The organism is Halomonas sp. AOP12-B1-6 (assembly GCF_052379225.1).
Taxonomy (GTDB): Bacteria; Pseudomonadota; Gammaproteobacteria; order Pseudomonadales; family Halomonadaceae; genus Vreelandella; species Vreelandella casei.
In genome coordinates this window covers 768,055-780,058 of sequence record NZ_JBQSYK010000001.1, presented here as the reverse complement: position 1 = coordinate 780,058, position 12,004 = coordinate 768,055, and the positions used below count along the sequence as shown (strand labels likewise).

14 protein-coding genes are annotated in these 12,004 nt (G+C 55.3%); 7 read left to right on the top strand and 7 right to left on the bottom strand.

The window, feature by feature from the left end:
- Nucleotides 1-214 precede the first annotated feature (214 nt).
- On the top strand, nucleotides 215-796 hold the full coding sequence (locus tag ACT3TR_RS03505) for a DedA family protein (protein ID WP_444624499.1): 582 nt from the start codon (nucleotides 215-217) through the stop codon (nucleotides 794-796).
- 318 nt (nucleotides 797-1,114) lie between these two features.
- On the opposite strand, the gene ACT3TR_RS03500 is transcribed toward ACT3TR_RS03505, so the two are convergent.
- Both ACT3TR_RS03500 and ACT3TR_RS03495 read right to left on the bottom strand, forming a co-directional pair.
- The gene (locus ACT3TR_RS03500) at nucleotides 1,115-1,420 is read right to left on the bottom strand and encodes a hypothetical protein (protein WP_444624500.1); all 306 of its coding nucleotides are present in this window, start codon (nucleotides 1,418-1,420) and stop codon (nucleotides 1,115-1,117) included.
- A gap of 144 nt (nucleotides 1,421-1,564) precedes the next feature.
- Nucleotides 1,565-2,404 carry an SDR family oxidoreductase gene (locus ACT3TR_RS03495; RefSeq protein WP_444624501.1) on the bottom strand — a complete coding sequence of 280 codons (840 nt, stop codon included), beginning with the start codon at nucleotides 2,402-2,404 and terminating at the stop codon, nucleotides 1,565-1,567.
- 108 nt (nucleotides 2,405-2,512) lie between these two features.
- On the opposite strand from ACT3TR_RS03495, the gene ACT3TR_RS03490 reads away from it, so the two are divergent.
- Complete coding sequence (locus ACT3TR_RS03490; protein WP_444624502.1) at nucleotides 2,513-3,397, top strand: LysR family transcriptional regulator; 885 nt, start codon at nucleotides 2,513-2,515, stop codon at nucleotides 3,395-3,397.
- Here the strand turns inward: ACT3TR_RS03490 and ACT3TR_RS03485 are convergent.
- Nucleotides 3,281-3,541, bottom strand: coding sequence for a GFA family protein (locus ACT3TR_RS03485; RefSeq protein WP_442347253.1), 261 nt, complete (start codon nucleotides 3,539-3,541; stop codon nucleotides 3,281-3,283). The two genes, ACT3TR_RS03490 and ACT3TR_RS03485, sit on opposite strands and share 117 nt — an antisense overlap.
- Nucleotides 3,542-3,847: 306 nt before the next feature.
- Between ACT3TR_RS03485 and ACT3TR_RS03480 the strand changes: the two genes are divergently transcribed.
- From ACT3TR_RS03480 to ACT3TR_RS03470, 3 genes are all read left to right on the top strand, one after another.
- Nucleotides 3,848-4,669 carry a type IV toxin-antitoxin system AbiEi family antitoxin domain-containing protein gene (locus tag ACT3TR_RS03480; RefSeq protein ID WP_096281931.1) on the top strand — a complete coding sequence of 274 codons (822 nt, stop codon included), beginning with the start codon at nucleotides 3,848-3,850 and terminating at the stop codon, nucleotides 4,667-4,669.
- Entirely contained in the window at nucleotides 4,659-5,576 is a 918-nt protein-coding gene (locus ACT3TR_RS03475) for a nucleotidyl transferase AbiEii/AbiGii toxin family protein (protein WP_096281930.1), read from the top strand. The genes ACT3TR_RS03480 and ACT3TR_RS03475 overlap by 11 nt, the downstream gene beginning before the upstream one ends.
- Before the next feature lie 94 nt (nucleotides 5,577-5,670).
- Nucleotides 5,671-6,621, top strand: coding sequence for a DUF808 domain-containing protein (locus ACT3TR_RS03470; RefSeq protein WP_444624503.1), 951 nt, complete (start codon nucleotides 5,671-5,673; stop codon nucleotides 6,619-6,621).
- A 163-nt stretch (nucleotides 6,622-6,784) separates the two neighbouring features.
- Here the strand turns inward: ACT3TR_RS03470 and ACT3TR_RS03465 are convergent, their stop codons facing one another.
- Nucleotides 6,785-7,000 carry a hypothetical protein gene (locus ACT3TR_RS03465; protein ID WP_444624504.1) on the bottom strand — a complete coding sequence of 72 codons (216 nt, stop codon included), beginning with the start codon at nucleotides 6,998-7,000 and terminating at the stop codon, nucleotides 6,785-6,787.
- 31 nt (nucleotides 7,001-7,031) lie between these two features.
- Complete coding sequence (locus tag ACT3TR_RS03460; RefSeq protein WP_441686510.1) at nucleotides 7,032-7,817, bottom strand: AraC family transcriptional regulator; 786 nt, start codon at nucleotides 7,815-7,817, stop codon at nucleotides 7,032-7,034.
- Between the two features lie 107 nt (nucleotides 7,818-7,924).
- Here ACT3TR_RS03460 and ACT3TR_RS03455 point away from each other — a divergent pair, with 107 nt between their 5' ends.
- Nucleotides 7,925-8,734: a sulfite exporter TauE/SafE family protein gene (locus ACT3TR_RS03455; protein WP_444624505.1), complete on the top strand. Its 810-nt coding sequence runs from the start codon at nucleotides 7,925-7,927 to the stop codon at nucleotides 8,732-8,734.
- Between the two features lie 89 nt (nucleotides 8,735-8,823).
- Here ACT3TR_RS03455 and ACT3TR_RS03450 read toward each other — a convergent pair whose 3' ends face one another.
- Both ACT3TR_RS03450 and ACT3TR_RS03445 read right to left on the bottom strand, forming a co-directional pair.
- Nucleotides 8,824-9,903 (bottom strand): ATP-binding protein, encoded by a 1,080-nt coding sequence (locus tag ACT3TR_RS03450; RefSeq protein ID WP_096281926.1) that lies wholly within the window; start codon nucleotides 9,901-9,903, stop codon nucleotides 8,824-8,826.
- Entirely contained in the window at nucleotides 9,900-10,658 is a 759-nt protein-coding gene (locus ACT3TR_RS03445) for a response regulator (RefSeq protein WP_226938630.1), read from the bottom strand. Before ACT3TR_RS03445 ends, ACT3TR_RS03450 begins: the two co-directional genes overlap by 4 nt.
- 172 nt (nucleotides 10,659-10,830) lie before the next feature.
- Here ACT3TR_RS03445 and ACT3TR_RS03440 point away from each other — a divergent pair, with 172 nt between their 5' ends.
- Nucleotides 10,831-11,991, top strand: a complete 1,161-nt coding sequence (locus ACT3TR_RS03440) for an efflux RND transporter periplasmic adaptor subunit (RefSeq protein ID WP_444624506.1) — start codon at nucleotides 10,831-10,833, stop codon at nucleotides 11,989-11,991.
- Nucleotides 11,992-12,004: the final 13 nt, after the last annotated feature.

The window sequence follows — 12,004 nt, the reverse complement described above, 5'->3', positions numbered from 1 at the left end:
CCAATAGGAAAATTATTTAGCGGGATAATCACGGGTTGCTGGCTCAGCTTTACTGGTTGTTGTGGGCTGAATTGCTGTTGAACACGACTCGCAGATTAAATAAGCTGCCTACCGCCCAAAAGCCTTATTTAACCTCCGCATCGTCCCGAATCGCGCTAGAGATGGCGTTTATATGGCGCCCACGGTTCCGGGGTAACTTTATGGATGTACGCAAATGACGCTTGACCATTTTGTGGCCAATTATGGCAGCTTCGGCCTGTTCGTGGGGGCGAGCTTGGAGGGCGAAGGCGTCGCGATGCTTGGCGGTATCATGTCTCATCAGCACCTGATCGGATTTTGGCCCGCTATCATCTCCCTTGCGCTGGGCTCTTTCCTTGCGGATCAACTATTCTTCCTGCTTGGACATGGGTGGCGCAATAGCGCTATCGTTCGTTCGGTTCAGGGTAGCGCGGCAGGTGGGCGTGTACTGACGACGTTCAACGCCCACCCGAACGTTTTCGCGTTCTCCTTGCGATTCCTTTACGGACTACGCATGGCCGGTGCGGTGACCATCGGCACGACCAACTTTCCTTGGCCACGATTTATCCTGCTCAATGCTATTTCGGCATTGATCTGGTCAACGGCCTGGGTCACGCTCGGTTATGTGTGTGGTCAGGCAGTCGCGCCACTTTTTGAGCGTCTGAGCGGCCTTTCCCATTTTGTGCTGGCGGGTGTTGCCGCCATCCTTTGCGTCGCGTTAGTGGCCGTGGTGGCTTTCCGGCGGAGACGAGCTCAACGCTTGACGACGCGCGATTGAGCTCGCTGCATCCACAAGAGCGCGACATTACTCTATCGTTTGCGCCTCAGCACGAGATAGGCAGGTGAGCTGCGAGGCGTTCACTCGCTGCAAGTGGTGTCGGGGCGGCTTGGTCGGCCTACTGTTCATTTTGAAGCGCCGCCCCGTGAACAGTTGGAAGCTGAACTGCGTGGTTTAACCAACCACCACAGAGACTGGATGGGCTGATTCGCGCTGGCTCAGTCAGAGCGGCAATCAGTGCGGTTCTATTCCCTAAGCGCGGCCATTATGGCGCGACGTTTACCGCTCAAAAGATCGTGAAAAGGTTCTAAGAGACCCTCAGAGACGCCCCCCGCAGTTGTCTTGATACAGCGGGGCATCGGTGCCTAATGCCAGGCGCTTGGTGGCGCTGTTGTAGTAGAAGCGTCCGGACTCGGCGCCTGAGAGCTCGTAGTCACCGCATACCCCATAGCCCTTGTTGACTCGCGCCAAGTGGGAAATCTCGGTCGGTGCCTGGCTGTCGAGGCGTTCCGATATGATCGCGGCGATGTGGGCATCACGCTGGGCCTCGGAGTAGGCCTGGCTGCCGAATATCAGGCCCGCAACGGCTAAAATGGCAACGACGGGAATCCATAGATTATGCATAGCGTGTCCAGTCAGAGAAGATGAAAGTGCATGAAGTCGGCAAGAAAAGTATTTAGCTGGATAATAACTTTTTGCCCATACCATCGTCCATGAGCTGACTATCAACCTTAATCGGCTCATTTCCTCCTCTGTGTAGGGCACGCTCTATTCGATGAACGCATCTTTATCGACCGCCAGCGTTAGCGGTTTGTTTGCCTCCAGTTCATTCATCCTTTGCGCCAGCGCTTGGCTAATGGAGTGATAGGCCGTGCTGCCCAATGCCAGCCTAAACGGGGCAGAGGGTAGGTCGGCGGTGTCGATGAGGCGGCTCACGGTTTTAACCGCATCGCCTTTAATGGCGAAAGCCCCCGACGCCAACGCACGGCGCGTTTCGCCCGCGGGTGTTTCTTCATACATGGGCATGGGGTGCGTGCGGTCCAGCGCCTCGCCGAATTGGGTGGCGGTGGGGCCGGGTTCGGCAAGGATGAAGTCGATTCCAAAGGGTGCGACTTCTTGCGCGACCGACTCGACGAACCCTTCGATGCCCCATTTGCTGGCGTGGTAAAGGCTGAAACACGGGTAGGCGATTTGACCGCCTTCCGACGATACCTGCACGATACGCCCACCTCCTTGCTCGCGCAGGTGGGGTAGCACCGCCCGAATCAATTGAATTGAGCCGGTAAGGTTGGTCGCTATCTGCCGCTCAACCTGTTCGTCCGTGGCTTCTTCGGCGGCGCCAAACACGCCATAGCCCGCGTTGCTGACCACCACATCGATTCGACCGAAGGCAGCAAAGGCTTGCGCTACGCCCTTTCTCATTGCCTGCGTATCGGTCACGTCGAAGTTCACCACGTAAAGGCGCTCCCCATGCTTGGCCAGCAGGTCGTCCAGCGAACCGTGTCGGCGTAGCGTGGCGACCACGCGGTCGCCGCGTTCGAGCAGGTGTTCGGTGAGCAGGCGGCCAAGGCCGGTCGAAGTGCCTGTAATCAGCCAGGTTTTAGCCATGTGTTATCTCCCGTGAAGTGATTGAGCGTTGCGAGAGATAAGATAGGTCAGTAATACTGTTAATAGAATACTCAACAATTGAGACAAGTTAGTGAAGGATATTCACCAATGAACAAGCCGACGTTAGCTGACCTCAAGGCGTTTAAAGCGGTGGCTGAACACCAGAGCTTTCGCCGTGCGGCTGATCTAATGGGCGTAAGTCGGTCGTCGCTAAGCCATACCCTGCGAACCCTTGAGCGCAGATTGGGTACGCGGCTACTACATCGAACTACGCGGAGTGTCTCGTTGACCGAGAGTGGTGAGCGTTTACTCTTGCGTTTGGGCCCGCTCTTGGGCGAGCTGGACACCCTGCTGGAAGAAGCCTCAAGCCTTGAAGGTAAGATCACGGGTAGATTACGCATTAACGCAAGCGAAGCGGCGATTCGCCTGTTGCTTGAGCGTGTCGTGCCCCGCTTCCTAACGCTTTACCAGGATGTCGAGCTTGATCTGGTGGCAGAAGGGCGGCTGGTCGATATTGTCGAGGAAGGGTTCGATGCCGGGATAAGGCTAAGGGAAGCTGTTCCCAAGGATATGATTGCCGTGCCTGTCGGCGGAGAGCTGCGGTTTCTTGCCGTTGCCTCGCCTGGTTATTTACAGGGCAAGCCGATACCTAAGACGCCCGATCAGCTCGCCCTGCATCAATGCATCAGGCAGAGGCTGCCCAGTGGCAAACGTTACCGCTGGGAATTCCAGCAGCACGGCCAAGAGGTGGTGGTCGATGTGCCGGGAGCCATGACGCTGGATAGCAGCCAGCTGATGGTAGAGGCGGCCGTGGCGGGGTTGGGCATCGCTTATGTGCCTGAACCTTATGCACACGTAGCGCTTCGCGATGAGACGTTAGTAACGGTGCTTGAGGATTGGTGCCCTTACATAGCTGGCCTGTATCTTTACTACCCCAATAACCGCCATGTACCGCCCAGCTTGCGGGCCTTTATTGATCTGTTGCGAGAGTGACCTACTGCAAGCGGTGGCCGCATACAAAAGCGCCCCGTGATGCTTGCGGCAATCCATACAGTGGCAAATACCTACCCGGAGCGGCTCGCCATTGGCCACGATTCGGATCTTACCGCAGAGACAGCCACCCGTTAGTTGAACCATTGTTAATCTCCAGAAGATTCATACATTTAAAGTAGGTGGCACTTTTGGTTTTGTCTTGCTGCCGTATCGTATGTATTTGATGCCGGCAAACTGACGTAAATTGAACTGTTGGATGAGTCGGGTTTTCTCTGCGCTCCTGGAATCCAGTCGTATCGCGACTACAAGCAGGCGCGGGCCTTAAGCTGGTAAATCGCCTTCCTGTGGTTCTTTAAAAGATAGATAATTGGTGAGCTAAAAGTACACAAAATTTGATTTTATTAAAGATACTAATGACAGATTATTTAGTTAAGTGCTAATTTGTGAACCATGAGTACACTTAAAGAAGAAAAGCTAAAGAAAGTGCTTGAAGCCATACCTTCAGGATTCATGGTCGACACCGCATGGCTTGAACGCCACGGTGTAAGCCGTTTCCTTGCTCGTAAATACGTCGATAACGGCTGGCTGGAGCGCGTTAACCGCGGCGTCTTCCGACGCCCCGCGCCGAATGCAACAACGTCGGCCACAATCGATTGGAAAACCTGCCTGCTCTCCATGCAGCATATGATGCGCTATGACATCTATGTCGGTGGCACAACGGCACTTACCCAACAGGGCTTCGATCACTATCTGCGGCTGGGTAGCAGTGCGCCTATCTGGGTATATGGCAACGTCACACCCAACTGGCTCAGCAAACTGCCACTAAACGCACCCATCGTCACCCGCAGCACCTTACTGTTCGCCGATCCGTCACTTGGGCTTGCCAGAAACAATATCAACGACGAAGACACGCTGCCATGGGACTGGACGCTTAATATGTCGGCACCTGAACGGGCGATTATGGAAGCCATGGACGAGTTGCCCGACCAAGAGAGTTTTCATAACCTTGATATGGTGTTCGAGAGCTTGACGACACTGCGGCCGAAACTACTGTCGGCGTTGCTGCACAGTTGCAAGAAGATCAAGGTAAAGCGGCTGTTCTTTGTCTTTGCCGATCGCCACGACCATCCCTGGCGCAAGCGCCTTGATCCAGCAGCATTCAATCTTGGGAGTGGCGACCGTGCACTGGTAAAAGGGGGCAAGATACATCCACTTTATCGGATTATGGTGCCTGAAGCGTTTGTAAAGGCGGAGGCAGAAGATGGCGCGTGAAACCTATGAAGCGCAGGTCGCACTCCTTGTGCGCATTCTTCCGCATGTGGCGAAGGAAGATGTATTCGCGCTGAAGGGAGGCACAGCGATCAACCTGTTCTATCGTGATCTTCCGCGTTTGTCGGTCGATATCGACCTGACCTACCTTCCGGTTAAAGATAGGAATGACAGCCTTTCCGAAATCAACGACGCTATGGATCGCATTGCGTGTGCCATTGAAGGCGGTATCGTTGGTGCCAAAACACAACGTATCAAGGGCGGCGGCGGTGGCGCCACTCGTCTTCTTGCCCGCATGGGTGGCGTAGAGATCAAGATCGAAACCTCTCCAGTTACACGCGGCGTCGTTCATGATCCTGAAACGCTTTCCGTCTCTGAAGCTGTTGAGGATGAGTTCGGCTATGCAGAGATGCAGATTGTCTCCTTCGAAGATTTGTTCGGCGGTAAGTTGAACGCAGCCGTTGACCGTCAGCATCCGCGCGACCTTTATGATGTGAAGCTGCTTTACGATAACGAAGGCCTAACGGATGATCTATTTCGCACTTTTCTGATCTATATTGCGAGCTCGCCGCGCCCCGCGCATGAGTTGCTGAATCCGAATCTCATCAAACTTGATCAGCCTTATACTCAAGAATTTGAGGGAATGACCAGAGCTTCTGTCAGTCTCCAAGAGCTCTTGGACACCCGTAACCGATTGATTGCAGATATTCAATCCCGCTTCGATGAGAACACCAAGCGATTCCTAATGAGCCTGCATGACGGTACGCCCGATTTTGATGCTATTGATCGCCCTCGAGCGGCGGATCTGCCTGCCGTACGCTGGAAACTTATCAACCTGGAAAAGCTGAAAAACGAAAATGCCGACAAGCATGCTCAGCAACGTCATGAGCTGGAAGGGCTGCTAGGGTAAGGTGAACAGATCGGAATCTTGAAGCAAACGAGGCAACCCGCCCAGCCGCTATGTGCTTTACTATCAACAACTGTTATTCACGGAGGAAACGTCCATGGCCATAGGCGGCTTGATAGGATTACTGGATGACATTGCCGCATTGGCGAAGTTGTCCGCAGCATCACTGGATGATGTGAGTGCCGCCGCTGGGCGTGCGACGGCGAAGGCCGCCGGGGTGGTGGTCGATGATACGGCCGTGACGCCGCAATATTTGCAGGGGGTGGCAGCGGAGCGTGAACTGGCGATTGTGAAGCAGATCGCGCTGGGGTCGATCCGCAATAAGCTGGTTTTCATCCTGCCAGTGGCGCTACTGCTGAACCACTTTTTGCCCGTGCTATTGCCGATCATTCTGATGGTGGGGGGCACCTACCTGGCCTTTGAAGGCGCGGAGAAGGTCTGGCATAAGCTCTCCGGGGGCCATGATGAAGAAAAACCTTCGGTGGAAAAGGGGCCGGAAGCCGAGAAGAAGATCGTGAGTGGTGCCGTGCGGACTGACCTGATTCTATCCGCCGAAATTATGGTGATCGCGCTTTCTTCTGTTGCGCATCAAGGGTTCTGGTCACAGATGGTGAGCCTGATCGTGGTTGCGTTTGTTATCACTATTCTGGTGTATGGCGTGGTGGCGCTGTTGGTCAGAATGGATGATTTCGGCCTGAAACTCGCTAAGCGGGATAGCTCGGGCGTGCAGAAGCTGGGCCGTGGTCTGGTGACTGCTATGCCCAAGGTGCTGGCGACTATCGCAGTGGTGGGCACCGTCGCCATGCTATGGGTGGGCGGGCATATCCTGATGGCCAACCTGGGCGTCGATGGAACGGGTTGGTTCAACGCGCCCTATGATTGGGTACACCATATTGAGCATGGCATTAGCGAGGCAACCGGTGCGTTGGGCGGCATACTGGGCTGGAGCTTCAACACGCTGTGCTCTGCGGTGATTGGCTTTTTGGTGGGCTCGGTTGTTGTGGGTATTCTGCACTTCATTCCTTCCAAGAAGGCGCATTCCGAATAGGTGCGGGCCGTGACGTGTGTATCAGGCATCTGAATGCCCGCCATATTGTACTCACTCGCGTATCGGTTCACTCATATCACTCTAGAAAATGATCTTGAGCCGAATACAAAGCCTAATCGGCTCAATATGTGATCCGAATAGGCCGTGGGCAGAGCTTGGCTCTCTAAGAGCCCTTTCCCCAAAGTGATGCCAGTGGCCCGCCTACCGGGGATTCTTTTGGTAAGGCTACGCAAGCCACCCGCGTTTGTGCTGATGCTAGCTGTGATGGGTCACCACGCTCTCTCTCCGGCTCTTGGCCTGGTGGATAGGCACCGACCATGCAGAAGTCGTCGTCCGACGCTACGCTGGCATGCATAATTCCTGCTGGAAGCACCAGCACATCTCGCTAACCTCTGAACAAACTATGCTTGCTACTCCTCCCGTTGGCGGCTAGTCGCTTGGACGAAAGCGGTAGGGGATTGGCCGAGCACCTTGCGAAACATGCTGGAGAAAGCGGCTGGGCTGTCGTAGCCAAGTTCCAGTGCGGTTCGGGTAACGGAGCTACCGGATAGCAGCCTGGGAATAGCCGCCATCAGGCAGGCCTGCTGGCGCCATACGCCAAAGGAGAGTCCGGTTTGCTGGCGGAACAGGCGATTGAAAGTTCGTTGACTGCAATGCAACTGCTGAGCCCACTTTTCGGGAAGGGAATGAATGTTCGGCTGGCCGAGGAACGCTCTGCACAGGCTGGCGAGCGGAAGGTCATGAGGCAGGGGCGCAAACAGTGGCAGGGCCTGAGCCTGTTCCAGTTCGTAGAGAAGTAGTTGCGCCAGGGCGCCGTCGCGGCCGTTTTCCTCATAGAGTGCGGGGATGTGGGCGGAAGCCAGCAGCAAGTGATGTAGGAGGGGTGTCACGACCAGTACCTCACAGCTGGGCGAAGCGCGTGGTGTGACGTGGGGCTCGATATACAGACTTCGGGTGCTCACCTCGTTCATGCGCACTTGATGGCGCTTGCCCGCCGGTAGCCAGACGCCGCTGTAAGGCGGCACCATCCAGGTGCCGTCATCCGTATTGACTTCCATCACGCCGGTCATGCCATAGAGAAACTGGGCGCGGCGATGGGTATGAAAGTCGAGGAGGGTGCCGGAACAGTAGTCAGTACCGATGGCCACCACGGGTCTTGCTACATGATCCACCTCTGACAGCGGCGTATTGAGCATAAGCGTGAACCTGGCTGAAACGCGTTGATGGTTGTCCGAATGACGAATGTCGGCCAAACCTCGCCAGCATATAGTGCCTGCTGTTTCGTTTCATCAGGAGAGTGCCGGTGTATAGCGTATTGCTAGTTTGTGGCGGGTTTGCGGGAGTGACCACCGTGTTGTTCGGTTTTGGTGGTGGGTTCGTGGTAGTTCCTTTGCTGTATATCCTGCTGATTACCGTTCATGGGCCGGATAGTGGTATCGGTCAGGCGGCCATGCATATTGCAGTGGCTACCTCGACGGCGTTGATGGTGTTTGCTGCTTCCCTGTCCACATGGCGCCACCATCAACGGAAGACCGTGCGATGGCACCTGGTGCGACCGCTGGTCGGCTATATCGCCGTGGGCGCTGTGCTTGGCGCGGCGGCTGCCGTGTCGTTAAGTGGCGAGTGGGTGCGCTGGGCATTCATCGGCTATCTGAGCATCACGATTGCGGATGCCGTTCTGCGGCCTGGTTTTCTGCATCAGTCGGGGAGTGATGTGCGTCCTATGGGGCGTGGGGTAACGGCGATGACGGGGACATTGATTGGTGCAGTGGCTGCCTTGCTAGGCGTGGGCGGTAGTGTAATGACCGTACCGCTCATGCGGCGTAGAGGCGCGAGTATGACGGCGGCCACTGCCATGGCCAATCCGTTGTCGTTGCCCATGGCGGTGAGTGGCAGCGCGACGTATGTGTTGCTGTCGGCAAATCACCCCGCGTGGGGGGGCTGGTATGCCGGTTATGTGGATCTGGGCGCCTTGTTGGTACTGGCGGTGGGCTCGTGGCTCGGTATCCGCTTAGCATCGACCTGGATCGGGCGCATTCCTGATCGTATTCATTCCAGGGTGTATCTGCTACTGCTGACCATGGTGCTTGTAGTGATGGTTTGCGTGCGTTGAGCGGTGCTTACTTGGGAGATGCCTGTTTTGTGGGTCGGGTCTTTATAGGGCGCAGGGCTTAAAAGATGAGAAGCTGGTTCATTCAAAAATCACGCACTATGTGATGGAGTAGGCCAGCGCAATTCGAAACAAGAGCCACCTTCATCAGAGGGGTAGCATCTGGCCTCGCCATGGTGGGCTCTTGCAATCGCCGCGACTACTGCCAATCCGAGTCCACTTCCTTGCTTGTCTCTTGGCATACCACTGTCAACGTCTCGCGCATGCCGAAATGCCTTGAAAATCTGAGAAGCATATTCCTGCGGTATGCCTGGGCCGGTATCTATAACACGTAAAACACACCACCCATCATCCTGGCGCGTTTCGATGATAAGCGATCCTGGTGATGCATGCTGGCGAACGTTCTCCAGCAACGCAAGCAACGCCTGACGGATACGAACTGGGTCGCAGTACACGGTGCCCGATTGCAGATCAAAGATTGGATAATGTTTTGATGCATTCAGAGCATGCCTACAAAACTCAACGACTGATTCAATTTCAGCAGAAAGGTCACATTGCTTGATCTCAAGGTTCAGATGACCGCTTTCGGCTAAGCTTACGGCGCGAAGGTCTTCAATCAATTGTGCCATGCCATCGATTTGGGTAAGGAGACTCAGAAACTGGGATTTTTCGGGGGGAAATACGCCTTCTGCCAAGCCTTGCAGGCGTCCGCGTAAAATAGTAACCGGTGTACGCAGCTCATGAGCAATAGCTGCGTTCCAGAAAGTCATTTCCTTGGACATACGCTGTAATTGATCTGCCAAGGCATTGAAGTCGTTGGCTAACACAGCGGCCTCACCTAACGAGCGATCACCCGTAGTGGCGCGTGCGTCCAGGTCGCCTTGCGCGACGCGACGGATGCTTGCTGTTACGGAGTTTAGGGGTACCAGAATGCGACGCGCCAAGTGAATACCTACTATCACGGCGAACGTCAAACCAATCAACGTTGTGATAATGAGCCAAGCCCACTCTGGCCCAGCCGGAAACATGCTTGGATCGTTAATCGACCCCTGCCAAAAATGGAAGGCAATGAAATAGAACACATAAGAGGTCACCACGACTAGCAGCGTTATCCCAAACGCCATCGCTGCCATGGTTAACGCGATTGTGCGGCTCAATCCGATGAGTTTCATTCTGTTCCCCACAGCCGATACCCAACGCCACGTATACCAACGGGTATGCCTCTCACATCGACGTCTTCCAGTTTTTTACGCAGCTTGCTTATATGGCTGTCGACAGTGCGCTCAAGCGCCTCGCCCTCGGGTAGGCAGGTGGCTAACAGCTCAGCGCGGGTGCACACTTTTTTGGGCGCGCGTGCAAGGTGCGTCAGCAACCTGAATTCTGTGAGCGTCAACGCAAGGCTGTGCGAGTCTCCACCCACTTGGACGAAGGCTTCGTGTTGTTCCAGGTCGATCTCAAAGGGGAAAACCCTAAGTACATGGGATTGGTGGCTGGCATCAGCCATGGTGCGCCTTAACACTGCCTGAGTGCGTGCGACGACCTCGGCAGGGTTAAACGGCTTGACGACGTAGTCATCGGCACCAAAACGCAACCCCATCAGTTTATCGATATCCTGATCCATGGCGGTCAACATGATGACGGGCGTCTCACCACGATGGCGAACCTCTGACAGCACCTGCCAACCATCCATTTTAGGCATCATTACATCAAGTAAGACGAGATCGGGTTTCATCGACAAGTGCATTTCCAATGCTTTGCGTCCATCTTCTGCGTAGATGGTTCGGAGGCCCGCTCGTTTCAGATAAGCCTGAAGAATATCAGCGATCTCAGGCTCGTCTTCGACTATGAGAACCAGTGCTTGTAGGGCAGGAGAAGAGCTGGGCGACTGATGAGTCTTGGACATGTAAGTGCCTAATGAAACATTCATTGTATTCTCCATCATATCTACACATACCGTCGACGTGAATACCACGCTACAGCGATATAGTCCCCTTCAATTCTATTAGTAGGCAAATATTTGTCTATTTCTGCAAGAGCTGTGCATGAAGAACTATGCATGAAGAGCTATGCATGAAGGACTATGCCTGAAGGAACTATCCATGACGATCGGCCCTTTTTACCGTAACGGTGGCTTCTGTGCCTTGCTGCTAACCGTGCTAACCGCCTGCGGTCCAGTTGAGCAAGCAGTCGCGCCGCCTCCTGCCCGAGTCTCTGTTGTGACTTTGGAGCCTGTTAGATTGGAGCTGACCGAAGACTTGCCGGCTCGGGTCGTGCCTTTTCAAGTGGCGGAAATTCGTCCGCAGATCAGCGGGATTGTCCAACGCCGCCTTTTCGAACAAGGAACCGACGTGAGTGCGGGGCAGCCACTATTCGAAATCAACCCAGCGCCGTTTCGCGCGGAGGTGGAAACGGCAGAAGCCGCTTTGCAGAAGGCTGAAGCCGAGCTTGCGCATGCCCGTTCGCAGTCAGCCCGGTTGGAGTCGCTGGTCAGGGGGCAGTCGGTGAGTCGCCAGGCGTATGACGATGCCGTCTCCAACAGTCAGCAAGCCGCCGCTGAGGTGGCCCAAGCGCGTGCCACGCTGTCGCGCCGCCGCCTTGACTTGGAATTCTCCACGGTGGTGTCCCCCATTTCAGGCCGAATTGATCAGGCGTTGGTAACGGAGGGAGCGCTGGTGGCCAGCAGCGATAGTACGCCCATGGCCCGTGTTCAGCAGATCGATAAAGTCTATGTCGATGTTCAGCGCTCGGCTTCCTCGCTCGACTCGCTTCAAGACGCGATGGCGGCGCAACCCTCCCTCGACAGTGGCTTACCGGTCACTATCCTCGGCAGCAACGGCACACCCTACGATGTGACTGGACACCTTCTTTTTTCGGGAATCAATGTGGACACCAGTACAGGTGACATTTTGCTGCGAGTCCTCGTAGACAACCCCGAACGGCGCCTGTTGCCCGGTATGTTTGTACGTGCCCGCGTGCCGTATGCAAGCTATGGCGCTGCGTTGACGGTGCCGCAACAGTCCGTGGTGCGCATTGGCGGTAAGCCTTACGTGTGGTTGATTGGTGCCGGCGACAAGGCGGTGATGGTCTCAGTTGAGCTTGGTGAATTGGCGAACGGTCGTTATCGGGTGAAAACGGGAGTGACAGAAGGGCAGAAGGTCGTCGTCGAGGGTATAGAGCGACTGGCGGATGGGGGCGAGGTCAGCGCGACTGATTGGAACATGCCTATGCCTCTCAACGCCTCAGCGGCATCCTCTCACTAAGTTCTAGGAGTAT